This window comes from Actinoplanes sp. NPDC020271 (assembly GCF_044388125.1).
Lineage (GTDB): Bacteria > Actinomycetota > Actinomycetes > Mycobacteriales > Micromonosporaceae > Actinoplanes.
The window spans coordinates 442,649-465,812 of record NZ_JBIRWQ010000006.1 but is presented as its reverse complement, the minus strand read 5'-3'; the positions used below and the strand labels follow the sequence as shown (position 1 = coordinate 465,812).

Here is a 23,164-nt window from a genome sequence, read left to right as displayed (position 1 = left end):
ACCAACATCGCCCGCGCCATACGCCAAGCCAACCGTCGCTCACACGACCTGATCACCGCCGTGACCAGCAGTTACCCGACAACGCAATGACCCTGTGTCCAGGCCCGATCTGCCGCCACCACCTCCGGCGATACCGGGCCGCGGCCCCGCCGCCGGCCACCCACCGTGAGCGGCAACGCCAACTGCACCGGACCACGCGGCGCCGGCACCGCCATCGGCCTTGGCGTCATACCCGCCGAAGCCGGCTCCCCGATGCCCGGCGCGGTTACCGGCAGCACGTCGTCGGCCGGCTCGATGATCGCATCCTCCACCTGCAGGGTGCCGGTACCACACACCACGACCAGATCGTTGGCCCGCAGATACGCCGTCAGGTCCTCGACATCACCCAGATCCGCGAACTCGGCATCCCAGGCCCGCAGAGTGCGGAACAACCGTTCTTCCGGCCAGTACACCCATGGCGGCCTGTCCTGCGCCGCTAGCTGCGCGCTGGTGTGCCCGTGCCGACACCGATACCCCGCCCGGCGATTGAGCCAGTGCGCCGCTGGCCGGCGTCCGCATACCGCGCAGATCAGCAGCCCGGTCAGCGCATACCGGCGTGCCTGAGCATCGGCGGGCTCGGCAACCGCCGTCACCTGCTGCACCGCCATGAAATCGGCCGGCGTGACCAGTGCCGGGTGGGTCTGCTCCGGCGAGATCACCCAATCCGAACGCGGGTTCCATACCCGCACCGGGCCCAGACTCGACCGCTTGTCCCCCGGCACCGCCTCCCGGTGGTCCGTGAACTGACGATTCCATACCTGCCGGCCCGTGTATCGCGGATTCGCCAGGATCACCGCCACCGTCCGCAACGTCCACACCGTCCTACGCCGATGCGGATTCCGAACCGGGTCGTGCGCGCTGGGCGAGGGCACGCCCCGCTCGTTGAGCGCCCGGGCGATCGCCGAGACACTGCAGCCCTGCAGCCGGCTATCGAAAATCCACCGCACCCACGGCGCCGTGACCGCATCAATGTCCCAGTCGATGCAATCGCCGGCCCCACCGGGCGTGGACCTTGTTCGGGTGCGGACCCGCATCCACCAGCCGATAACCATACGGCGGCCGGCCACCCAGATGCCGCCCCTGCTCCCGGACCTGCGCCGCCATCGCCGCCGACGTGCGGAACCGGTTGCGCAGCACCTCACGCTGCGACTGATGACCCAGCATGCTCAGCACCGCCCGGTGCTCAGGCTCGGTCAAATTGACCGGCCCCTCGACTTCCGGCAACCATAACTGCACCCCGTAAGCGTTGAGCTGAGCGATGATCGACTGCGCCTGTCCCGCCGCGAAGCCCCGCTCGAACTCCGCCACCACCACCGCATCAAACCCGCGATCCGGGTCCGCGGCGGCCGCCAGCAACGCCGACGCCTGCTCCCCCCGCGACCACGGCACACTGCGGGACACACCAACATCGAAAAACTCGGCGACCACCCGGCCGCGGCCGGCGATCAGCCAACCGGCCGCTTCCAGCTGCCAGGCCCGCGAGCTCACCGGATCCTGATAGCCGTCCGTCGAGATCCGACCGTAGAACGCGAACCGCATCGAACCCGGGCGCGGCGGACCCGACCGGCCGCGCGACCGCGACACGGTCACGGACGACTCGATCCAGGAGGTAAGCGAATCGGTCGAGGTCGAGGGTGGAGGCGGCGCTGGCATGGTCGATCACCTCGATTCGGGACCGCTGACTGCGCCTGCCACTTACCCGGCAAGCCGCGTACCGCGACGGCCGCTGCCGCCGATTCACCCTCACACCGCTCAGTACCTGCCCCGGGATACTCCGATCGAGTGACAACGGTCGTCGCCCTCTCCACGGCGAGTCAGTACGCGACAAGCCTGGCGCCGCCTCACGCCCGACAGCGGTCTGCTGTCGCCATCAACCCGGTCGAGCCGCAGGTGACGTTCGACGCACACCGTTTAAAAGTGATGTCGGTCGATGGCATGCAAGCTTCGTTGATATGGGCGCTCACGACGGCGCGGAAGCCGGTGGTTCTGGCGCCAGCGGGACTCCCCCTGCCACAGGACGACAGACTCCGACAGGTCTTCGCGCGTGCCCAGGCCGCCGGTCTGCCTGTCGCGCGTGGACACGCTTTGTCCGGCCCTCCACCGGCGAGCCCGATGTCCACCGCAGCGAGCAGCGCGGCGGCTTGAAGTCGTTTCTGCCACGACCGGCGGCGGCTCATGCCAGCCTCGAGGTATTCGACGACGATGGTCCCGTACCCGGCGATCACCTGGTTGGCGCAGTGGCAGCAGGTGACTCGTCGGGCCACCGCTATCGTCGACCACGGTTCGGCTCGCGCCTTCTTACGGCGCGTGATCGCCGTGATCGACGACCCCCTGCGGCACGACCGACACGGACATCGGTGCTCGCACGATGGCTACAGGACAGCTCGCGTGGTGCAGCACCATCTGGCTGACGGATCCGAGAAGCAACCCGGCGAAGCCACCGCGGCCTCGGGAGCCGGTGACCACCAGCTGAGCGTTCTGCGATCGTTCGATCAGCGCTGTCGCCGGTCGTTCCCGTACGAGTTCCTGTTTGATGGCGACTTCGGGATACTGCTGCGCCCAGTCGGCCAGGGCCTCGCTCAGGACGCGGTGCTCCTCGTCCTTGAGGGCGCCCGTCTCGGACACGAGAGGCAGTGTGTCTCTCTCATTGATGACGTCGAAGGCGCCCCAGGCAAGAACGGCGGTAAGACCCGTGTTGCGCCGTGCTGCAGCTTCGATGGCGAATCCGATCGCGGCGGTCCCGGGCCGATGCACCGGCCCGGTGACCCGGCAAGCGGGCTCATGGTGCCGGTGCGGGTCGTTTGGTGGGGTGCAGGCGGCGGTCGAGGCGGATCGCGGTGTAGCCGAGGCTTGCAAGGGCGGTGACGATGAGCAGGTCGGTGATCGCCGGTGGCTGAGTGCCGAGCAGCGACTGCAGGGGCGGCAGGTAGATGCCGGCGAGTTGCAGGGTGAGTGCGACGGCGACGGCGGCGAGCAGCATCGGGTTGGCCCGGGTGCCGGGCCGGGCGCGGGAGCCCAGTGCGACGGCGAGTTGGGTGATGCCGAGGGCGAGGAAAGTCAGGGTCTGCCATGGGCGGTCGGTGGTGTGCGCCCAGATGCCGACGCCGATGGTGACGCCGGCGATGACTGTGCCGACGCGCAGGATGCGTTGCCACAGTCCGGCGCCGAGGATGGTCTCGGACGGTGGCCGTGGTGGCCGGTTCATGACGGCGGGCTCGACAGGTTCGCTGCCCAGGGCAAGACCGGGCAGGCCATGGGTGATCAGGTTGATCCAGAGGATCTGGGCGGGCAGCAGCGGCAGGGCGAGGCCGACGAACGGTCCGGCGAGCATCACGGCGATCTCGGCGGCGCCGCCGGACAGGGCGTAGAGCAGGAAGCGGCGGATGTTGGCGTAGACCCGGCGGCCTTCCTCGGCGGCGGCGACGACGGTGGCGAGTTCGTCGTCGGCCAGGACCAGGTCGGCGGCTTGGCGGGCGACTTCGGTGCCGCGTTTTCCCATGGCGACGCCGATGTCCGCGCGGTGCAGGGCCGGGCCGTCGTTGACGCCGTCGCCGGTCATCGCGACGACCTGCCCGGCAGCTTGCAGGGCGTCGATGATGGCGACCTTCTGCTGCGGGGTGGCCCGGGCGAAGACCCGTGCGCCTTGTCCGGCGCGTGCACCGGGTTCGGCGGTACGGCAGTCGACCACCTCGTCGCCGGCGCCGATGATGCCGAGTTCGACGGCGATCGCGCCGGCGGTGGCCGGGTGGTCACCGGTGATCAGGACCGGAGTGATGCCGGCCCGTTGACATGCGGCGATGGTCGCGGCGGCGGAGGCTCGGGGCGGGTCGAGGATCGCGACCAGGCCGAGCAGTCTCATACTCTGCTCCGGCTCGCCGCAAACGGTGGAAGCCGGGTGGTCGGCCTGGGCGACCGCCAGGACCCGGTAGCCGTCGCCGGCGAGCGCGTCGGCGCGGGCCGCCGCCCGTTCGATCAGCTCTGCGGGTTCGTTGAGGACGGCCGGTTGCAGGACGGCCTCGGGTGCGCCCTTGCAGATGATCCGTGTCGCGCCGTCGGGGAGGTGGTGAGTGGTCGACATGCGTTTGCGGACGCTGTCGAACGGTTCCTCACCGATGCGGGTTAGCTGGGCTTGCAGCGCCTCGCGGTCGATGCCGAGTTTCGCGGCGGCGGTGAGCAGTGCGACCTCGGTGGGGTCACCGACGGGCTGCCAGTCGGGGTTGTCGGCGTCCGGCGGGTGCAGGGCGCCGTCGTTGCACAACGCGACGGCGCGCAGCAGCTGCGACAGGTCGGGGGCGGCATCGCCGGCCACGACCGTGCCGTCGCGGCGGATGTCGCCGTGCGGGGTGTAGCCGGTCCCTTCGACGTGGGCGTCGCCGGTGGGGGTCCACAGCTGCCGCAGGACCATGTGTCCTTCGGTGAGGGTGCCGGTCTTGTCGGTGGCCAGGACGGTGACCGAGCCGAGGGTCTCCACGGCGGGCAGTCGTCGGATGACCGCGTTGCGGGCGGTCATCCGGCGAGCGCCGAGCGCGAGGCTGAGCGTGACGACAGCCGGCAGGGACTCGGGGACAGCCGCGACGACCAGGGTGATCGCGGTGATGATCATCAATTGCAGCGGTTGGCCGCGGAACACTCCGAGGGCCAGCACGACGGCGCACAGCACCAGGGCTCCGACGGCGAGGAACCGGCCTACCCCGGCCAGGCGGCGTTGCAAGGGGGTCAAGGCCGGTGCGGTTGTCATCATCGCGGCGATACGGCCCATGGCGCTGGCCGCGCCGGTGGCGGTGATGACGGCGTGCCCGCGCCCGCGGACGACCACTGTTCCCGCGGACACGTCCGCTGCCGCACCGTCCGAGCCGGGGCACTTGTCGACCGGCGCCGACTCGCCCGTGAGCGCCGCTTCGTCGATCAGCAGGGCGCTGGCCTCGACGACGTGGGCATCGGCGGGCACGATGTCGCCCTCGGCGAGGATCAGAAGGTCACCGATGACGAGGTCCGCGGCGGGTACTTCGCGTTGCTCGCCGTCACGCACCACTCGGGCGGCAGGTGCGGTCAGTGCGGACAGTGCGGTGATCGCCCGTTCGGCTTTGACTTCCTGGATCACCCCGACCGTGGTGTTGACGACGATCACGAACAGGATGACCGACGCGTCGGTGAAGTCGGCGGTGGCCAGGGTGAAGCCGGCGGCGGCCAGCAGGACCAGGACGAGCGGGTCCCGCAGTTGTGACACGACTCGGCGCCACAACGGCGGGGGGCGGCGGGTCGGCAGCACGTTGCCGCCGTCGCGAGCCAACCGGTCCGCCGCCTGCGCCGAGCGCAGACCACCTGATGGTCTCAGCGGGGGCGACTCGTCGACGGGCGCGGTGCTCCCGCCTGGTAGTCCGTGCTGTGGGTGATCGGTGATCGGCGAGGTCATCGCATATCTCCGCTTCCGCGGCCGTACCGTCTGGCGGATCGCGCCGGTCCGGGCCGTTTCACGGCTGTTCGACGATCTGTTCCATAGGCAGGCGAGGGGTGTGCGGGCCGGCGGTGTCGGGATCCTGGACTCCGAAGCGCAGGACGAGGTACGGGTGGCCGAGGCCGGACAGCAGGCGCCTGACGGTTTCGCGGGTGGCGGTGACCTCGATGGCGGCGCTCAACGGCAGCACGGCGATGCCGAGTTCGGTGGCTTTGAGCCACGCCGCGGACAATGCCTCGCCGGCGTGCAACCAGTCGATGTCGCCGTCGCCGGGGCCGTAGAGGATCCCGAAGACGGCCGTCCGGTCGTGGGTGTCCGCGACGGTCATGTCGCCGCGGTGACCGAAGTCGCGTCCGGGCACCGTCGTGGGCGCGGCTGTGCGGGGGATGACCGTATCGGGGATGCCGGTGCCGAGGGGGCGGGGTCCGCCGGTCCAGTGACGCAGTTCCGTCTGCCACGCCTGGTCGTCGGACTCGGTGCGTTGAGCGTGGTTCGCCGCGGAGGCAAGGTCGAGCACCTGGCCGGGGCGCAGCACGTGCAGCAGCGTCTGCCGCGCTTCGACGGCGGCGGTGATCGTCCTCAGGGCGTCCGCGTCGACGGCGGTGTCGCTCACTGCCCGGCGGTCGGTGTGCCGCAGCGCGATGGTCTGCAGGTGCCGGAATGCTGCTAGCTCGACCGGGATCCGGGCGTCGGCACGTACGGTCGCGAGGTGCCCGGGCCGGTTCGTCTCGGACAGGCGGGTCACGGTGGCGTGCCAGCCGTCCGCGGCGAGGCTGATCAGGGCGTGGTGCAGCGCGGCGCCGCAGCTCAGGATCGCCAGGCGGTGGTCCGGGTCGGTGACGGCCAGGAGGCGACTCTCGTCAATGGACAGCTCGAGGCGATCGCCGTGCGGCCGCCACCGCCACGGCTGGGTGTTGTGGATCGACGGGGCGTGACTCGCCGCGATGACGGCGTTGGTCAGCGCCCGGGTCACCGCCAGTGCGTCGACGGTCTGGGTGGACGTCATCGTGGGTCTCCTCGTGCGGTGCCGAGCGACGAACCGGGCGGACCGGGTCACGCCATCGGCCAGGTCCAGTCGTGGATCTCGGGCAGGTCTTCGCCGGTACGTCGTACGAAAGCTCGGTGTTCGGTCCGTTTGTCGGCCATCTGCTGACGCAGCAGGGCGGCTTTGCGGCCTAGGCCGGGGACCCGGTCGATGACGTCCATGACCAGGTGGAAGCGGTCCATGTCGTTGACGACGAGCATGTCGAACGGCGTGGTCGTGGTGCCTTCCTCCTTGTAGCCGCGCACGTGCAGGTTGTGGTGGTTGGTGCGCCGGTAGGTCAGGCGGTGGATCAGCCACGGGTAGCCGTGGTAGGCCATGATGACCGGCCGGTCGGTGGTGAAGATCGCGTCGAACTCGGCGTCCGGCAGCCCGTGCGGGTGCTCGGAGACCGGTTGCAGGCGCATCAGGTCGACGACGTTGACCACCCGGACCTTGAGGCCGGGCAGGTGCCGGCGCAGCAGGTCGGTCGCGGCGAGGATCTCGCACGTGGGTACGTCGCCGGCGGCGGCCAGCACCACATCGGGGTCACCGTCGTCGTTACTGGCCCAGTCCCAGATGCCCAGGCCGCGGGCGCAGTGCAGGGCGGCGTCGTCCATGTCCAGCCAGGTCGGCGCGGGTTGCTTGCCGGCAACGATGACGTTGATGTAGTCCCGGCTGCGTAAGCAGTGGTCGGCGACCGACAGCAGGGTGTTGGCGTCCGGCGGCAGGTAGACCCGCACGACTTCGGCCTTCTTGTTGACCACGTGGTCGATGAAGCCGGGATCCTGGTGCGAGGTGCCGTTGTGGTCCTGGCGCCACACGTGCGAGGTGAGCAGGTAGTTCAACGACGGGACGGGGTTGCGCCAGCCGAGGTGCCGGGTGGACTTGAGCCATTTGGCGTGCTGGTTGACCATCGAGTCGACGATGTGGACGAACGCCTCGTAGCAGGAGAACAGGCCGTGCCGGCCGGTCAGCAGATAGCCTTCCAGCCAGCCCTGGCAGGTGGTCTCGGACAGGATCTCCATGACCCGGCCGTGCCGGTCCAGGTGCAGGTCGACGTCGTCGATGCGGGCCTGCCACGCCTTGCCGGTGGTGTCGAGGACCGCGCCGAGCCGGTTCGACTCGGTCTCGTCCGGGCCGACCACCCGGAAGTTGCGGTATTCGGCGTTCGCGGTGAGCACGTCGCGTAGCCAGCCGCCGAGCACCCTGGTCGCCTCGGCGGTCTCGCCGGCCTTGACCGCGTAGTCGCGGAACGCGGGCAATTCCAGATCGCGAGGGAAGCGGCCGCCGTTGGCGTGCGGGTTCGCCGACATCCGCAGGTCACCGCGGGGCAGCCAGTCCACGACCCAGGACTGCGGGGTGCCGTGGGCGTCGAACAGTTCGTCGGGCCGGTACGAGGTCATCCAGGTGTGCAGTGCGTCGAGGTGCGCGGGATCGTCGCGGGCCGCGGTCAGCGGGACCTGATGGGCGCGCCAGGTGCCCTCCACCTGGAGCCCGTCGACGATCTTCGGTCCGGTCCAGCCCTTGGGGGTCCGCAGCACGATCATCGGCCAGTGCGGGCGGTCGGTGACGCCGTCCTCGCGGGCGGCCCGCTGGATCTCGGTGATCTCGTCGAAAACCGTGTCGAGGGTGGCGGCGAGCAGTTGGTGCACGGTGTCCGGGTCGTCGCCTGCGACGAGGTACGGCTTGTGGCCGTACCCCTCGAGAAGTGCGGTGAGCTCGGTGTCGCCGATGCGCGCGAGCACCGTCGGGTTGGCGATCTTGTAGCCGTTGAGGTGCAGGATCGGCAGGACGGCGCCGTCACCGACCGGGTCGAGGAACTTGTTCGAGTGCCACGATGCGGCGAGGGGCCCGGTTTCGGCTTCACCGTCGCCGATGACGCAGGCCACGACCAGGTCCGGGTTGTCCAGGGCGGCGCCGTAGGCGTGCGACAGCGAATAGCCGAGTTCGCCGCCCTCGTGGATCGAGCCGGGGGTCTCCGGGGCTACGTGCGAGGGGATGCCGCCCGGGAAGGAGAACTGGGTGAACAGCCGTTGCATGCCGGCGGTGTCCCGGGAGACCCGCGGGTAGATTTCCGAGTACGTGCCCTCCAGCCAGGTGTTCGCGACCAGTCCGGGGCCGCCGTGGCCGGGCCCGGTCACGTAAATGACCTCCCGGCCCCGCGCCGCGATGATCCGCGACAGGTGGGCGTAGAGCAGGTTCAGGCCGGGCGTGGTGCCCCAGTGCCCGAGCAGCCGCGGCTTGACCTGCGCCGGTTCCAGCGGCTCGCGCAGCAGCGGGTTGCCCATCAGGTAGATCTGCCCGACGGACAGATAGTTGGCGGCCCGCCAGTACCCGTCGATCCGGTGCAGTTCGTCGCCGCTCAGCGGCTCGCCTGCGGCGATGTGCAGAGGTGCGGTGCTGGTCGCGCTCATCGGGGCGTCTTCTTCCTGGTCATGCCGGCCTGGTGCGAGCGCGGCGATGCGCTGGGCGCGGGTCCGTGAGGTCCGCGAGGGTCACGGGGTGCTCCCAGCCAGCGGCGGGGTGCCGTTGACGACCGGCGCGACGCCTCTGGCCGAACTGGGCGGCGTGACCGCGGACGCGGCGTTGTTCTCGCGCGCCAGGAACGTGCCCAGCTCGCCGATGGTGCTCATCAGCGGTGCCGGGAACACGACGGTGCTGTTCTTGTCGACACCCAGCTCGACCAGGGTCTGCAGGTTCCGCAGCTGCAGCGCGAGCGGGTGAGCCATCATGATGTCCGCGGCCGATCCGAGCGCGTCCGCGGCCAGGGCCTCACCCTCAGCGGCAATGATCTTCGCGCGCTTCTCCCGCTCGGCCTCGGCCTGCCGGGCCATCGCCCGTTTCATGCTCTCCGGCAGCTGAATGTCCTTGAGCTCGACCAGCGTCACCTCGACACCCCAGTCCTCGGTGGCGACGTCCAGGATCGTCTTGATGTCGATATTGATCCGGTCGGTTTCCGACAGGGTCTCGTCGAGAGTGTGCTGGCCGACGACCTTCCGAAGCGTGGTCTGGGCGATCTGGTTGATCGCGGCGCCGACGTTCTCGATCGCGACGACCGACTTCTGCGCGTCGACGACCCGGTAGTAGGCGACGGCGGACACGTCGACGCTGACGTTGTCGCGGGTGATGATGCCCTGCGACTGGATCGGCATGGTGACGATGCGCAGGCTCACCCGGTTCAGCACGTCCACGAACGGAATGATCAGGGTGAGGCCGGCCTGCCGGACAGCGATGACCTTGCCGAGCCGGAACAACACCCCCTGTTCGTACTGCTTGACGACCTTCACCGAAAGAGAGGCCAAAACAAAGATCAAGAAAACGATCAGGGCGATCCACAGGTACGGCATGGTGGAGATCCAGACTCCGGCCGCAGCCGGATATTCGAGCTCGAGAACGGTTCGCGTTCTAAACGCACCTGATCGCTGCGGAGGCGAAGAAACGCCAGACGCTCACAGCGGCCAACTACCAGGCCACCGGGGTCTCGGGCGACAACTCAACCCTACGCCTGTTCCCGACGCCCGGCACCGTGCCGTCCGGCAGACCGGGCCGGCCCGGCGAAATGCGCGTACGGTGGAAGCGTCGCCCAGGACCCCGGCGGCTGTTGAGTCCGCCGATGCCGCCGACATCCTCCACCACTCGTGGAACCTGCCGAGACCGACCCGGCCTCGGAGTGCGCACAGAAGCACGGGTGCCGCCCTGAGCAGACGGCGGGTCCACATCGCCAACAACCACGGTAACTGCCGCCCCCGCCTCCCCTCGTCGGCGACTCACCGCATCGATGAGTATGGAATATTTGCCACGTCGCCGTGCGGCCGTGCCGGTCATCGCGGCGTAGATCGCGATCCGCAAGATGGGCGTCGGCCCCCAAACCAGGAAGAGAACAGCTGGTGAATGCCACACAGGTCAAGAAATCGGAGATCGTTTCTATCCTGCGGTCCAGGGGAAAAGGCGCTCGTGCCGACTGGTTCGAACGCGAACTGCCCGCCATCGTCGACACCGGCGAGAACAGCAGCCTACTGGCAACCCTTGACATCGACGTCAAAGCGTTGAAATCGGCTGCTCGTACCGCCCGGAACGCCTGAGCCGGCGCGATGAGATCGCCGGCCGGCCGCTGAGGGCCTCGGCACTCAGGCCGTCCGAGGAAGTCCGTGCTGCGCCGGCATGCCCGGCCACACCTGCTGACCTGGGGACTGCTCGGCCTCGGCAAAGGGATCGAATGGGCGCTGGATGCCTTAGCCCGGCTGCAGAAGGCCAAGCCCGCACCGGTCTGCACCGTGGCCGGTGCGGGGCCGCGGCTCGTGGAGGCACTTGGCCTTCGCAGGTCGCCCGGTTCACCTGGGTATCTCCGTTTGCCGTGCGGGTATCGCCGGGGACAGCGTGGCCGGGACGACCTTGCCGCCCTGCGCCAGTATGGCGCCCCAGGCCGCGGCAAGGCCGTGGACCAGGCGAAGACCCCGCCCTCGCTCGGTCAAGGCCCCCGCCCCGCTCGCGCCGTCCGCATCGGAGCGATCGGCGATGAGACGGCACTGCCGGTAACTCGACGGCATGTCAACCGGCCGCCGTCCGCCCGGCGGAAGCGGATCGAGTGAACCGTTCAGATCGGCCAGAGGTCTTCGACCGGCCGGCCCAGCAGCTCCGCCAGCTCGTACTCCGCACGGGATAGCCGAGCTTCATGGTGCGGCGGGGCCGCGGAGGCCCGGCGGCAGTCCAGGATCCGCCGGTCCACGATGTGACTGATCCACTGTGTGACGTCGGATTCCGCGTCGCTCCGGCAGCCAGCCAGCCACCACACCTCGACGTAGGTGGCGGCGAGAATCGCGATCCGCTGCCGTGGCTCCGGAAAGCGCGCCGCGAGGTCGGCGGCGAGGTTCTTGGCCGTACGGTCGAAAAGCGCGGCAAACGCTTCGTGGCTGCCGCGCGAGATCGCCTCGATGGCCGCCGATTCGAGGTGCTTCTCCGCCGATGGTGCAGTGCTGGGCGGGAGTACGGCAGGCGTCATCGGACGGGCGAAGATGTGCATGGGTGCTCCAGGCTGGGGTCGAGCTGCCGCCGGGGTCTGGAGCGACCTGCTGGGTTTCGTCGGGTTCGGTGCCGCCTGATCATGGACTGGCGCACCGCTGTGTTCGCTTGATTCGAAGTGCCACGTCCGGGCGGTACCGACCCCGGGGGAATACCTGCCGATCACGCCGTCGGTCAGGCGACGGTGCAGGCGGCTCAGGCGTGTCAGCGGAGCCGCACTACCGTGTGGCCGGGACGTTCCGACTCCGGACAGCACCCTTCCGTGGAGGGCGTCCGCGCTGCTCGATGGGTTGGTGCCGTTTCACCGTACGCGCATACGGGCTGGCTGCGCGTACACTTGGGGATGACCGATGGCTCCGCCGTCGGTACTGGCCTCGGCCAGTGCGCGGCTCGCCTTTCGCAAGTCGCGCGTTTCACCGGACTCGGTGGACCTCGTCCTCGCCTGTCATCTTCGGGTTGGGCCCCGCGCCTGCGTCAGTCCTGGACGATGGGATCTGGTCATGGCTCTATTCATCCGGCACCCCGAATTTCTGTCTCCGGCCGAGCGCCTCCGGGCTCGGGAGCCGGTGCGGTCCGATCGCACCGCGTTCGACGGAAGCTGGTGGCCCGATTCAAACGATCTTGACATCGAGCTGGGCGTTGTGCTGCCGCTTCTTGATCACGTCCGTGGACCCGTGCGACGGCTGGTGCTGCGCGCCGGAGACTGGCCGGCCGAGCCGGATCGGATCGTGACGGATCTGCGTACGGTCGGCGTCGACTATCTGATCGGCCAGCCGCGGTGGACGATGACCGTCGTCTGCGTCGACGGGGGCACCTTCACGATGCGAGTGGTGCCGCCCGGCCCGAATGTCGCAGCGCCGGACGGTGCGGAAGCCAGGCGCGACGCGGATGTCTGGGAGGGCGAGGGCGGCGGGCTGGGCCGGCTGCTTGTGCGAGCGACCCGATGACCCGGCTCCTGGCCGGCGCGCGGGGCCCGGTCAGCACTCACGTCATGAACGAGGCTTTCCACCGGGCGGTCGTCGCGGCCGACCGGACGCCGCCGATGTACCGATCGGCGACCGTGGCGATAGCCGGGTGAGTAACGGTGCGCTGGAGTTGTTCGCTGACCGCGACCCGCGGTCGCGCATCGCCCATGGCGATCACGACCGGGCGGCGACCCCCGCGGTCCGGCACAGGCCGGATGATCAAGACGTCGACTGGCTGCCGGCCGTCGAGGCACTCTCCGCAGGCGCAATCGCGGCGACCGGCATCAGGGGGCTGGTGCCGCCGTTGAGCGCACTGATCGAGCACGCCGACGCCCAGCAGCTCCGGCGCCGCACGACGCCCGAGCTCGGCGTCTCATATCAGGTAGTTCGGCGGGGTCGAGACCAGGCGTCCAGCGGCGATCCGCATGATCTCACTGCTTCGTGGTGCCGCTCGAGCGCTCGGACGGCACCGGACCAGCATCATGGATGACCGGGTCAGGAGGATCAGAGATCTCATCGCCGCTCAGCCGGTGCACACCGGCGGGCTCGTCGAGCGCCTGCGATGTGTCTGCCAGGCCGCGGCGGGAGCGTTGTCGGCTTCCGGAACGGGGATCAGTGTGCTGACCGACGACCGGACGCGTGGCGTGTACGCCGCGTCCGACACGCTCAGCGAGCGTATGGAGGAACTCCAGTTCCTTCTCGGCGAAGGGCCGTGCCTCGACGCTTTCGACCGCCGCCGGCCGGTGCTGATAGCCGAACTCGACGAGGAGGCGATGTCACGGTGGCCGATATACGCACCGGAGGCCCACGACCGCGGCGTCCGCGCGATTTTTGCGTTTCCTCTGCAGATCGGCGCGGCCCGGCTGGGTGTCCTCGATGTGTTCCGCGACCACGCCGGTCGGCTTTCCGAGCAGCACCTGGCCGACGCCCTCTGTTTCGCGGACGTCGCCGTCGAGGCTGTGCTCGACCGGCGGAAAGACGATGCCGGCGCACCCAGCGGGCCGCCACACGAGAGCGTGACCGACGCGATCGGAAACCGCGCAGAATTATTCCAGGCCCAGGGCATGATCATGGTCCAGATCCAAGGCAGCATCACCGACGCCGCAGCTCGCATCCGGGCGTACGCCTACGCCGAGAATCGCAGCCTCGGCGAGGTCGCCCGCGACATCGTGGCCGGAAACCTGCGCTTCGAAACGGACCGCCCATGACCCGTGCACCGCACCGCCCAGCAGCGAGGAGCCAGGGATGACCACCGTTTCCGTGCAACGACTAGCGTCGATCTTCGTCGAGGTTGCCGACACCCTCGTCGAAGAATTCGACTTGATCGACTTTCTACAGATGCTGACCGACCGCACTGCGGATCTGGTCGGCGCTGCCGCCGTCGGATTGATGCTCGCCGACGGGCGCGGCAACCTCGACTTCATGGCCGGCTCCAACGAGAACGTCAAACTGCTGGAGTTGTTCCAGCTGCAAGCCCGGGAGGGCCCGTGCCTTGAGGCGTACCGCACGGGGCAGCCGGTCATCAACGTCGACCTGAGCGCCGCAGCCCCCCGGTGGCCACGGTTCGCGCCGCGGGCGGCCGCCTCCGGGTTCCAGTCCGTGCACGCCTTCCCGCTGCGGCTGCGCAGCCAGGTCATCGGCGCGTTGAACGTGTTCGGCGACTCCAAGGGCGGCGACTTCAGCGGCGCCGACGTACCGATCGTGCAGTCCCTGGCGGACGTGGCCGCCATCGCGCTGCTGCAAGAGCGCGCGCTGCGCCGCGGTGAAGCGCTGACCGAGCAACTCCAGGGCGCGCTCAACACCCGCATCGTCATCGAACAGGCCAAGGGAGCCGTCGCCCATGCCCAAGAAATCAGCGTAGATGAGGCGTTCACCCGGATCCGGCGCTACGCCCGCGATCACAACCGCAAGCTGACCGACGTCGCCTGGGCCATCGTTCACGACCAGACCACCTCACCGGAACTCCATCCGGGCTAGAGCCAACGCCGCTCAGTTAGTTGGGGCGAGGTTCGTCAAGGGGTTTGTTGATCGGAAAGTAAGAAGCGGAGTTCCGGCATCAAGGCTTGTCACTCCAAGAGGACCCAGAACCAGAAACTCCACTTGCTCGATTAGGTTGTCATGACCCGTGCGGTCACGGTTGCCGCCGGTCTTCGCACCAAGTCATCTCGGCGTTGACCCCGTTCATCCTGTTCGACATGGTCGATGAGGTCCTGCCCGAGACGCGCCGTGTCCAGCAGCGCGAACGGCTGCCACCTGCCCGCGTGGTCGCTACCTGCGGTTGGCCGGTGCCTGTTCGCCGGCATGGGTAACACGCCGGTATGGCGGCAGCTGACCGCAGACCTGGCCGGGCTGGCCTCGACCGTGCCGATCTCCAGCGCATTACACCAAGCCTGGCAACGACTCGGCCCAGCACATCCGGGGGCGTTGTTCGACCTGCTCTGCGGGCCAGCCGCCACCAGCGCCGCCCGAGCAGTCAGATGGCGGGGGCCCGCTCTTGACCGCGATCGACGGCACCATCCTCACCGCCGCTGACGCGCCCGCGGTCCTGGCCCGCTACCCGAAACAGGGCGGCAACCACGGCGGACCGGGCTACCCGGGCCCGCGACTGAGTGCCCTGCTGTCCTGCGGCACCCGCTCAATGATCGACGCCGTCTTCGACTCGATTCAAGGTCGGTGAACTCCCCCGGGCCGGCGACTGGCTCGCAACCTGAAAGCCGGAATGCTGGCCGCCGCGCGGCGGCCCCGGGGCCGCCGACAGGTCGATCAGATGGCGATGGCCTTGTCGCCGGCGCCGCCAGCAGAGGTACTTCGTCCGGGATCCGGAGTACGGTGGACAGGTAATCCCACAACGCTCTGGACCCCGGCGTCTCGGCTGTTGTGAGGTCTGGGGGCCAGCCATGAGATCCTCGATCCATATCGCGTCGAACAGCTTCAACCGTTCGCCTGACGTCAGCGGGTGGTCGTAATGAGCTACTCCGACGTGATCGACCTTCTGGTGGAGCAGAACGACGAGATCCGTCGGCTGTGTGCCGGTGTCGAGCGCTCCCAGGGTGTGCAGCGAGAGCGGCAGTTCGCCGAGCTTGCCCGCCTGGTCCACCTGCACGAGCGGGGGGAGCGGGCCGTCGTTCATCCGGCCGTGCGCAACGGCACCGCCGCCGCGAACCTGATCGGCGTTGCCCGCATGGTGGAGGGCGCTGCCATCGAGCGGTCCCTCGTGACCCTGCACGAGCTCGGCACCCGCCACCCGGGTTTCGGAAGTGGGTTCGCAGCTCTGTACCGGGCGATTCTGGAGCACGCCACCCGGGAGGAACTGGATGAGTTTCCGATCCTGCGCGTCCAGGTGCCGGTCCAACGGTTGCACATGATGGCCGGCGAGCTGCACGACGTGCAGGTCATGGCCGCGGATTGAGCCCACGGGGACACCGGTTCGGATGCGACCGCGGTGCCCAGCCGCGGCCGTGGTGCGGGCGGATCGGCAGCGGCCCGAACTGGTCGAACGCGAAACACCGGTTCCGGAATCGGGTGGTCAATTCCTCGATCCGGTCGGCCGGTTGCTCACCTGATGCAGTCGCTGGCGGGTGGTGGGCAGTCGCGTAGGACGCTCCAGCCGAGCATTCCGGTGACTCGTCCCAGTTTGTCGCCCACGGTGAAGCCGTCGTCGGTGATGTGGCAGGCGTGCATGCTGTGGTCGTGGCGGCTGCTGCGCATCTTCAGCACGTTGAGGGCCCGGCCGATCTCGGTGCAGTGTTCCAGGTAGCGCAGCTGGATCACGTTGTCGAACAGATACATGAGTCCGGCCAGCGGGTCTTGCACGGGCCCGAACGTGGTGGTCTCACTGGTTACCCAGAGGGACGCGCCGGCGTCCCGGACGACGCCGAGCAGGCTGCGCAGGTAGGCGGGGAACCGGTGGGTCTCGCGGGCGGCGTTCGTCATGGCGTCCAGGCTGTCGATCACGATCCGGGTGGTCGCGCCGTCCGCGATGCGGTGCCGGATCACGGACGCCAGCACGTCGAGGTCGAGGCTGCCCATCGGCACGTGGGAGATGACCAGTTGGTCGGCGGCGCGGGCGGCCTCGAAGTCCCACCCGAAGGTGCCCGCCATGTAGGTCAGTTGGTCGACGGTGTCTTGGAAGGTGATGTGCAGGCCCCGCTCCCCTCGGGCCAGGCCTTCGGCGACGAATCGCAGCGAGCTGATGGTCTTGCCCACCCCGCAGGCTCCCAGCACGAGGGTGGCGTCACCCTCGGGTATCCCACCGCCCATCAACGCGTCCAACCCGGGAATCCCGGAAGGGGTACGCCCGCTGCCAGGCGCCACTGTCTCGGGCAGAAACGACTCCACCCGGGGATACACCTGGAAACCGTCGGCGGTGATGTGCACCGCGTGCGTGCCGCTGAGGTGGGCGGCGGCGCGCAGCTTCACGACGCGCAGGCCGCGTCGGTCGACCGGCTCGCGGGACTCGTGCGTCAGCTGGATGATGCCGTCCGCCAGGGCGAACTCCGCACCGGTCTGCATGTCGTCGGCACTGTATTCGCCGAGCAGCAGCAGCACCGCCCGGCTGTGCGCGACGCGGCTGGTCAGGTCGTACAACGCCATGCGCAGGGTGTGGTCGCTGACGAAGTCCCGCAGCATCTTCGTGCTGTCGATGACCACCAGCGCCGGCTGATCGTCAAGGGCTCTGCGGACCACCTCGTCGATCAGCAAGTCGAGGGCGCCCTTGCCGGTGTCGCGCAGCCTGTCGCCGAGGTGCACGTACTCGACTTTCGGTCCCAGGGCCTCCGGGTCGAAGAACGGAAACCCGCTCAGGTGCTCGACGAGTTTGGAATGCGGCTCCGACAGCGTGGTGTAGTAAACGGCCTTGTGCTCGACGGTGGCGTTGGCGAAGCACATCTGCTGGGCCAGGATGGTTTTTCCCGACCCGGGCGGCCCGGCCACGACGACCATCGAGCCGCGCTGCAGGCCGCCACCGAGGATCAGATCCAGGTCCGCCAGCCCGCTCGACAGCCGCTTCACCTCGTACCACGCCCTTTCCGGAGCAGGCTGTCAGCGACCTCGAGCACCTCGACGCACTGGTACGGCTTGGCGAGCGCGGCGTCGGCATCGACCGCCAAGTGCGCGTCGCCGCTGACCGCCAGGATCGGAATCATGGCGGTCGCCGGGTCGGCCCGGAGCGCTCGGATGAGTTCGACACCGCCCATGACCGGCATCATCATGTCGGTCACCACCAGATCCGGTGCCGACGCATGCACTGAGGCGAGAGCGGCGGCACCGTCACCGGCCTCACTGACCTCGTGGCCCGCGCGGAGGAACACCCGGCGCAGTATGAATCGCAGGTCCGGCTCGTCATCGACCACCAGAATCCGGCTCACCGAACCCGTCCGTTCACGGGGCAGCCTGACGGCCCCAATTCTGATCAGAATAAGCGGATCGGGCCTGCCAAAAGCGCATGTTCAGCGATTACGACAAGGCTTCAAGCATCTGATACCTACTGTACGTACTGGTTCACAAATGGTCTGGTAGGCCTGTAGGCGGCCACCGGTGATGTCGCCGACCTGTCCGCCCGAGCCGCGTCACCGGCCCATTTCCCCCGGTCACAGCGATCGCGCCGCACACCTGGCCGGGTCATTGGGCGGACACGTCGGCGACGCCGGCTGGGCCGATCGCGGCGCGAGGCGCTCGGCCGGGCTGCGCGGTGAGGATACTGAGCAGCCCGGTCAGGTTCAGGACACGCCGCACGATACCTTGCGGGCCCTCGATCCGCAGTCGACAGCCTATGCGGGCAGCAACCCGGCAGGCGACGACGAGGACGGTGAGCCCGCTGCAGTCCAGGAACGTGACCCCGGCGAGTTCGATGTCGAGGCGGCGCGGGCGCAGCGCAAGAAGAACGGTGAGTAGCTTTGTATGCAGCATGCCGGCGGTCGCCAGGTCAATCTCGCCGATCATGACGACCCGGATGGACCCCGGTGACGGGCAACCGATGTCGATGCGCAATGGAAGTAGAGGGGCCAGCGGGGGACGGCTGATGTCCATGGTGCCTCCAGCCAACGACCTTCGTCCGAAGAACATGCGTGGTGGGCGGGCAGGGTCCGGACCCGGGCGTCGAGAGGACGGCAACCGCGGGATCGCGGCCGTTGCCGGCTCGGCATGGTGCGCACGTTGGTGCGGTGCGAACACTGACGCTACTCGCCGCACGTCTCGATCGGCGTCATGGCACCGCAGTCAGGAGGCACTTTCACCCGCCCTCGCGTCCGTATCTGTGTGAGGTTTTCCCGGCGCCGGGTCGACACGCCGATCGAGGCGGATCGTGACCTTGTCCCTACGCCTGTTCCCTCAACCGGCTGTGGACGCCCGGCGAGCCAACGCTGCGAAACAGGCGTACGGTCAGAGTGTCGCCCAGGACCCCGGTGGCCGCCGAGCCCGCCGCCTCCGACATCTCCCACACATCGTGGATCTTGCTGAAGCTCACATGTGCTCGAACGGTCTTCGGAGCCCGTCCAGGAGCACGGCTGCCGCCCTGAGTAGGTGGCGCCGCACTCCGATCGATCCGCCAGCGCGCTGGACGCGCCGCGGAACATGCGCCATGAGCAAGCGGAAAGAAGTGAGTGCGATGGTCAACATCGCCAACGATCACCAGGCGTCTGCCCCCGTCACTACCCTGGCCACCACTGAACGACCGGACCGGGGCGCACGGCACCAGGCTCCGGCGCCGCACACCGCGTTCCCCGTGACTGGCAGGACGGCCACTGCGGCGCGCTATCTGCTGGCCGGCATCCGGCTCGCGCTGGGCTGGGTCTTCCTGTGGGCGTTCCTCGACAAGCTGTTAGGGCTCGGGCGCGGCACTCCCGCCGCGAACGCGTGGCTGGACGGCGGCAGCCCCACCGCGGGGTTCCTCGGCAAGGCCGCGACCGGCCCGTTCGCCGGCCTCTACCACTCGATGGCCGGCAACGTCTTCGTTGACGTGCTGTTCATGGCGGCCCTGCTCGGTATCGGCGTGGCGCTGATCCTCGGCATCGGCATGCGCATCGCCGCAGCCGCCGGAGCCGTGCTGACCGTCCTGATGTGGACCGCGGTGCTGCCGCCGGAAAGCAACCCGTTCATGGATGACCACCTCATCTACGCCGCCGTGCTGATCCTGCTCGCCCTGCTCGGCGCTGGAACCACCTGGGGCCTGGGCCGCCGATGGGCGGCGACCCCGCTCGTGCGACGCAACACCTGGCTCACGTAGACCCGCCCGGTATGCGCGATCCGGCCGGCCCGGAACGCGCATACCGACGTGGTCGCTCTTCTCGCCTGCCCACCGTCATCACCGCGCCCGCCTGCGGCCAGTGGTGGGCTTCTCATCTCAGGAGTTCGTCATGATCGATCAGGAACATGTACCGGACCACCGCATCGTCGTCGGTGTCGACAACTCCGACGGCTCACTGGAAGCGCTGCGCTGGGCGCTCGCCCACGCGCGGCTGACCGGTGGCACCGTCGAAGCCGTCACCGCGTGGCAGGTGCCGCCCATGTACGCCTACGCCTACGGGTGGACGCCGACCGGCATCGACGACGCCGGCATCATCAGATATGCCGAGAAGACCCTGCACGAGACAGTCGAGCAGGCGCAGGGCAGCGATGACCAGGCCGTCGCCGTCACCACCCGGATCATGGAAGGGCCGGCCGCGCAGGTCCTGCTGGACGCCGGAAAGGGCGCCGACCTGATGGTCCTCGGCAGCCGCGGTCACGGTGTCTTCGCCGGGATGCTGCTCGGCTCGGTCAGTCAGCACTGCGTCCAGCACGCCACCTGCCCCACCGTCGTCATCCCGGAACAGACCGGGCCATAGGCAGTACGGCCAGCGCGTCAGCATTGTCCGCCAACGGCAGGTGAAGAGGCTCCGAGGATGACCACATCAACCAAGCAACCGGACAGCATCGTCACGGCCGGCAACGCCGGCACCGAGGTAAACGCGCGGGAGCCGCTCGCCGAGTTGTATCGGGATCTGCGCACCTCGTCGTACGGGCTGGCCGGCCGGGAGGCCGCCCGGCGTACCGTCGTTTACGGGCACAACGAGCTGGTCCGGCGTACCGGCCGGCGCTGGCCCGGCGAGCTGCTGTCGCAGTTCACCCAGCCGCTGGCCATCCTGCTCGCGGTGGCAGCCGGCCTGGCCTGGGCCGGGGGCACTCCGGCGCTGGCCATAGCGGTGGTGGCAGTGATCCTGCTCAACGCGGGTTTCGCGTTCGTCCAGGAGATGCAGGCCGAACACGCCGTCGACGCCCTCACCGCATTCCTGCCCGCGACAGCCTGGGTGGTCCGCGACGGCGAACGCGCGGAGATCCCTGCCCGTGACCTCGTACCCGGTGATGTCCTGATCGTCGTGGAGGGCGGCCGGGTCAGCGCCGACGCCCGCATCATCGACGGCGCCGTCACCGTCGACCTGTCCGCCCTGACCGGCGAATCAGTGCCCGCCGAGCGCAGCGCCGAGCCCACCGTGGTCACCGGCTCGCTGCTGGACGCCCACGACCTCGTCTTCAGCGGCACCACCTGCACCGGCGGTGAGGCCACCACCGTGGTGACCCGCACCGGCATGCACACCGAACTCGGCCGCATCGCCGCCCTGTCCCAACGAGGGGCCGCCCAGCCCAGCCCGCTGGAGACCCAGGTCCGCCGAGCCACCTGGATCATCGCGGTCGTCGCCGTAACGGTCGGGGTGGCGTTCCTGCCCGTTGGTGTCTGGGCCGGCCTCGGCTGGAGCGCCGCGATCAGCTTCTCCATCGGTCTGATCGTCGCCAATGTGCCCGAAGGCCTGCTGCCGATCATCACCCTCGCCCTGGCCGTCGGGGTCCGGGAACTCGCCCGCAAGGGCGCCGTCGTCAAACGCCTCTCGGCCGTGGAGACCCTCGGCTCGACCACCGTCATCTGCACCGACAAGACCGGCACCCTCACCGAGAACCGGATGACCGTCACCCGGATGTGGCTACCCGGTACCGAACTCGATGCCACCGGGAAGGTCGACGACCCGCGGGCCGCGGTCCTCGCCGCCGCGGCGGCTGCCTGCACCAGCGCACACCCGCCGACCGACGTCGAGCCCGCAGGCAGTGGTGATCCCACCGAATTGGCCCTGTTGCGCCTGGCCGCACACCAGGACGTGGCGGTGCAACCGGCATTACGTGACGCCAACCGCCTGGCGATCTTCCACTTCGACGCCCACCTCAAACGCATGACCAGCATCGACGACACAGCCGCCGGAATGGCCGTGCACACCAAAGGCGCACCTGAGACGGTGCTGCCCTGCTGCCCCGGGCTCGACGAACCGACCCGACGCGACCTGCAACAAACCATCGACCGGTACGCGGCCGGCGGCCTGCGCGTCCTCGCCGTGGCACACCGCGTCCTCGCCGCCGGCGAAACCGCACCAGTACGACGCGACGACGCCGAGACGGGACTGACCCTGCTCGGCCTGGTCGCCATGGTGGACCCCGCCCGTGCCGGAGTGGCCGAGGCGGTCGCCAGCGCCCACCGGGCGGGTATCCGCATCCACGTCATCACCGGCGACTACGGGCCCACCGCCGCCGCGATCGCCCACCAGGCCGGCATCGGTCGCAACGGCGGCCTCATCGTCACCGGCGAGGAGCTCGACGCTCTCAGCGACGCCGACCTCGACCGCCTCGTGGCCGGCGACGACGAGATCGTGTTCGCCCGCGCCTCGCCCGAGGCGAAACTGCGGATCTGCGAGGCCCTGCGCGCCGGCGGGAACATCGTGGCGATGACCGGCGACGGCGTCAACGACGCCCCCGCCCTGCGGCACGCGGACATCGGTGTGGCGATGGGCCGATCCGGCACCGACGTCGCCCGCGAAGCCGCGACCATGGTCCTCACCGACGACAACTTCGCCACCATCGTCACCGCCGTTGACGCCGGCCGCCGCGTCTTCGCCAACGTCCGCAAGTTCGTGCTCTACATCTTCGCCCACGCCGTACCTGAAGTCGTCCCGTTCCTGATCTTCGCCCTGTCCGGCGGAGCCATCCCGCTACCACTGACCGTGCTGCAAATCCTGGCCATCGACCTCGGCACCGAGACACTGCCGGCCCTCGCCCTGGGCCGCGAACCAGCCGAACCCGGCCTGATGGACCGCCCACCCCGGCCCCGCCGCACCGGAGTGATCGACCGCAAACTGCTGCTACGCGCATGGCTGCTACTCGGCGGAGTCTCCGCCGCGCTGGTCATGGGCGGATACCTCTACACCCTCGCACGCGCCGGCTGGCATCCCGGCGACCCCACCGGCCCCGGCACCGCCCTGCACCACGCCTACCTGCAAGCCACCACCATCACCTTCGCCGGCATCGTCGCCTGCCAGATCGGCACCGCCTTCGCCGCACGCACCGACCGGGCCTCGCTTTTCACCGTCGGGCTGTTCAGCAACCGGCTCCTGCTCTGGGGCATTCTTTTCGAGCTGGTCTTCACCGCTGCCGTCATCTACACACCGTGGTTGCAGGACATCTTCGGCACCGCGGCGCTCAGCGTCAGCCAGCTAGCGATCATCGCCCCGTTCCCGTTCGTCGTCTGGGCCGTCGACGAGGCGGCACGCTGGGCAGCCCGGCACCGCCGCGTGGTCGTCCGTCAGACCAGCCCTGCCATACAGCTCGAAAAGGCGGCCTGATGGTGATCCGCGACCAACTCGCACCTCG

Annotated in this window: 21 protein-coding genes and 1 pseudogene; 9 read left to right on the top strand and 13 right to left on the bottom strand. The window is 69.1% G+C overall.

Annotation, left to right across the window (positions count from 1 at the left end):
• Positions 1-71: 71 nt before the first annotated feature.
• From ACH442_RS17320 to ACH442_RS17290, 7 genes are all read right to left on the bottom strand, one after another.
• On the bottom strand, positions 72-1,073 hold the full coding sequence (locus tag ACH442_RS17320; protein ID WP_396339003.1) for a recombinase family protein: 1,002 nt from the start codon (positions 1,071-1,073) through the stop codon (positions 72-74).
• Complete coding sequence (locus ACH442_RS17315) at positions 1,006-1,578, bottom strand: recombinase family protein (RefSeq protein WP_396339002.1); 573 nt, start codon at positions 1,576-1,578, stop codon at positions 1,006-1,008. The genes ACH442_RS17320 and ACH442_RS17315 overlap by 68 nt, the downstream gene beginning before the upstream one ends.
• A gap of 759 nt (positions 1,579-2,337) precedes the next feature.
• Positions 2,338-2,793: a universal stress protein gene (locus tag ACH442_RS17310; RefSeq protein ID WP_396339001.1), complete on the bottom strand. Its 456-nt coding sequence runs from the start codon at positions 2,791-2,793 to the stop codon at positions 2,338-2,340.
• 25 nt (positions 2,794-2,818) lie between these two features.
• On the bottom strand, positions 2,819-5,452 hold the full coding sequence (locus tag ACH442_RS17305) for a cation-translocating P-type ATPase (protein WP_396339000.1): 2,634 nt from the start codon (positions 5,450-5,452) through the stop codon (positions 2,819-2,821).
• 58 nt (positions 5,453-5,510) lie between these two features.
• On the bottom strand, positions 5,511-6,500 hold the full coding sequence (locus tag ACH442_RS17300) for an Acg family FMN-binding oxidoreductase (protein WP_396338999.1): 990 nt from the start codon (positions 6,498-6,500) through the stop codon (positions 5,511-5,513).
• 47 nt (positions 6,501-6,547) lie between these two features.
• Positions 6,548-8,932 (bottom strand): phosphoketolase, encoded by a 2,385-nt coding sequence (locus ACH442_RS17295; protein WP_396338998.1) that lies wholly within the window; start codon positions 8,930-8,932, stop codon positions 6,548-6,550.
• An 81-nt stretch (positions 8,933-9,013) separates the two neighbouring features.
• Positions 9,014-9,805 (bottom strand): slipin family protein, encoded by a 792-nt coding sequence (locus ACH442_RS17290; RefSeq protein ID WP_396338997.1) that lies wholly within the window; start codon positions 9,803-9,805, stop codon positions 9,014-9,016.
• Between the two features lie 600 nt (positions 9,806-10,405).
• On the opposite strand from ACH442_RS17290, the gene ACH442_RS17285 reads away from it, so the two are divergent.
• Entirely contained in the window at positions 10,406-10,600 is a 195-nt protein-coding gene (locus tag ACH442_RS17285) for a hypothetical protein (protein WP_396338996.1), read from the top strand.
• Positions 10,601-11,112: 512 nt separating this feature from the next.
• Here ACH442_RS17285 and ACH442_RS17280 read toward each other — a convergent pair.
• Positions 11,113-11,538, bottom strand: coding sequence for a hypothetical protein (locus ACH442_RS17280; RefSeq protein ID WP_396338995.1), 426 nt, complete (start codon positions 11,536-11,538; stop codon positions 11,113-11,115).
• A 349-nt stretch (positions 11,539-11,887) separates the two neighbouring features.
• Here ACH442_RS17280 and ACH442_RS17275 point away from each other — a divergent pair, with 349 nt between their 5' ends.
• Positions 11,888-12,484: a DUF5994 family protein gene (locus tag ACH442_RS17275; RefSeq protein ID WP_396338994.1), complete on the top strand. Its 597-nt coding sequence runs from the start codon at positions 11,888-11,890 to the stop codon at positions 12,482-12,484.
• Positions 12,485-12,521: 37 nt separating this feature from the next.
• On the opposite strand, the gene ACH442_RS17270 is transcribed toward ACH442_RS17275, so the two are convergent.
• Entirely contained in the window at positions 12,522-12,710 is a 189-nt protein-coding gene (locus tag ACH442_RS17270; protein WP_396338993.1) for a hypothetical protein, read from the bottom strand.
• 217 nt (positions 12,711-12,927) lie between these two features.
• Between ACH442_RS17270 and ACH442_RS17265 the strand changes: the two genes are divergently transcribed.
• The 4 genes from ACH442_RS17265 to ACH442_RS17250 all read left to right on the top strand — a co-directional run bounded on the left by ACH442_RS17265 (position 12,928) and on the right by ACH442_RS17250 (position 15,911).
• Entirely contained in the window at positions 12,928-13,710 is a 783-nt protein-coding gene (locus ACH442_RS17265; RefSeq protein ID WP_396338992.1) for a GAF domain-containing protein, read from the top strand.
• A 37-nt stretch (positions 13,711-13,747) separates the two neighbouring features.
• Positions 13,748-14,479 (top strand): GAF domain-containing protein, encoded by a 732-nt coding sequence (locus ACH442_RS17260; RefSeq protein WP_396338991.1) that lies wholly within the window; start codon positions 13,748-13,750, stop codon positions 14,477-14,479.
• A 517-nt stretch (positions 14,480-14,996) separates the two neighbouring features.
• Entirely contained in the window at positions 14,997-15,179 is a 183-nt protein-coding gene (locus tag ACH442_RS17255; RefSeq protein WP_396338990.1) for a hypothetical protein, read from the top strand.
• A gap of 288 nt (positions 15,180-15,467) precedes the next feature.
• Positions 15,468-15,911, top strand: coding sequence for a hemerythrin domain-containing protein (locus ACH442_RS17250; protein WP_396338989.1), 444 nt, complete (start codon positions 15,468-15,470; stop codon positions 15,909-15,911).
• A gap of 7 nt (positions 15,912-15,918) precedes the next feature.
• Here ACH442_RS17250 and ACH442_RS17245 read toward each other — a convergent pair.
• The 4 genes and pseudogenes from ACH442_RS17245 to ACH442_RS17230 all read right to left on the bottom strand — a co-directional run.
• Positions 15,919-16,047, bottom strand: a pseudogene (locus ACH442_RS17245) (IS630 family transposase); the annotation flags it as partial.
• Positions 16,048-16,057: 10 nt separating this feature from the next.
• Positions 16,058-17,512, bottom strand: a complete 1,455-nt coding sequence (locus tag ACH442_RS17240; protein WP_396338988.1) for an RAD55 family ATPase — start codon at positions 17,510-17,512, stop codon at positions 16,058-16,060.
• Complete coding sequence (locus ACH442_RS17235) at positions 17,509-17,868, bottom strand: response regulator (RefSeq protein ID WP_396338987.1); 360 nt, start codon at positions 17,866-17,868, stop codon at positions 17,509-17,511. Before ACH442_RS17235 ends, ACH442_RS17240 begins: the two co-directional genes overlap by 4 nt.
• 253 nt (positions 17,869-18,121) lie before the next feature.
• On the bottom strand, positions 18,122-18,529 hold the full coding sequence (locus ACH442_RS17230; protein WP_396338986.1) for an STAS domain-containing protein: 408 nt from the start codon (positions 18,527-18,529) through the stop codon (positions 18,122-18,124).
• Between the two features lie 577 nt (positions 18,530-19,106).
• Here ACH442_RS17230 and ACH442_RS17225 point away from each other — a divergent pair.
• The 3 genes from ACH442_RS17225 (at position 19,107) to ACH442_RS17215 (ending at position 23,136) form a co-directional block, all read left to right on the top strand.
• Positions 19,107-19,724, top strand: a complete 618-nt coding sequence (locus ACH442_RS17225; protein WP_396339021.1) for a hypothetical protein — start codon at positions 19,107-19,109, stop codon at positions 19,722-19,724.
• A 130-nt stretch (positions 19,725-19,854) separates the two neighbouring features.
• Entirely contained in the window at positions 19,855-20,322 is a 468-nt protein-coding gene (locus tag ACH442_RS17220; RefSeq protein WP_396338985.1) for a universal stress protein, read from the top strand.
• A 57-nt stretch (positions 20,323-20,379) separates the two neighbouring features.
• Positions 20,380-23,136 carry a cation-translocating P-type ATPase gene (locus ACH442_RS17215; protein ID WP_396338984.1) on the top strand — a complete coding sequence of 919 codons (2,757 nt, stop codon included), beginning with the start codon at positions 20,380-20,382 and terminating at the stop codon, positions 23,134-23,136.
• Positions 23,137-23,164: the final 28 nt, after the last annotated feature.

Excerpts from the sequence above, each read along its gene's own strand:
- ACH442_RS17320 (WP_396339003.1), bottom strand. The coding sequence starts at position 1,073 with ATGCGGGTCCGCACCCGAACAAGGTCCACGCCCGGTGGGGCCGGCGAT.
- ACH442_RS17315 (WP_396339002.1), bottom strand. The coding sequence starts at position 1,578 with ATGCGGTTCGCGTTCTACGGTCGGATCTCGACGGACGGCTATCAGGAT.
- ACH442_RS17305 (WP_396339000.1), bottom strand. The coding sequence starts at position 5,452 with ATGACCTCGCCGATCACCGATCACCCACAGCACGGACTACCAGGCGGG.
- ACH442_RS17300 (WP_396338999.1), bottom strand. The coding sequence starts at position 6,500 with ATGACGTCCACCCAGACCGTCGACGCACTGGCGGTGACCCGGGCGCTG.
- ACH442_RS17295 (WP_396338998.1), bottom strand. The coding sequence starts at position 8,932 with ATGAGCGCGACCAGCACCGCACCTCTGCACATCGCCGCAGGCGAGCCG.
- ACH442_RS17280 (WP_396338995.1), bottom strand. The coding sequence starts at position 11,538 with ATGCACATCTTCGCCCGTCCGATGACGCCTGCCGTACTCCCGCCCAGC.
- ACH442_RS17275 (WP_396338994.1), top strand. The coding sequence starts at position 11,888 with ATGGCTCCGCCGTCGGTACTGGCCTCGGCCAGTGCGCGGCTCGCCTTT.
- ACH442_RS17265 (WP_396338992.1), top strand. The coding sequence starts at position 12,928 with ATGATCTCACTGCTTCGTGGTGCCGCTCGAGCGCTCGGACGGCACCGG.
- ACH442_RS17260 (WP_396338991.1), top strand. The coding sequence starts at position 13,748 with ATGACCACCGTTTCCGTGCAACGACTAGCGTCGATCTTCGTCGAGGTT.
- ACH442_RS17250 (WP_396338989.1), top strand. The coding sequence starts at position 15,468 with ATGAGCTACTCCGACGTGATCGACCTTCTGGTGGAGCAGAACGACGAG.
- ACH442_RS17230 (WP_396338986.1), bottom strand. The coding sequence starts at position 18,529 with ATGGACATCAGCCGTCCCCCGCTGGCCCCTCTACTTCCATTGCGCATC.
- ACH442_RS17225 (WP_396339021.1), top strand. The coding sequence starts at position 19,107 with ATGGTCAACATCGCCAACGATCACCAGGCGTCTGCCCCCGTCACTACC.
- ACH442_RS17220 (WP_396338985.1), top strand. The coding sequence starts at position 19,855 with ATGATCGATCAGGAACATGTACCGGACCACCGCATCGTCGTCGGTGTC.
- ACH442_RS17215 (WP_396338984.1), top strand. The coding sequence starts at position 20,380 with ATGACCACATCAACCAAGCAACCGGACAGCATCGTCACGGCCGGCAAC.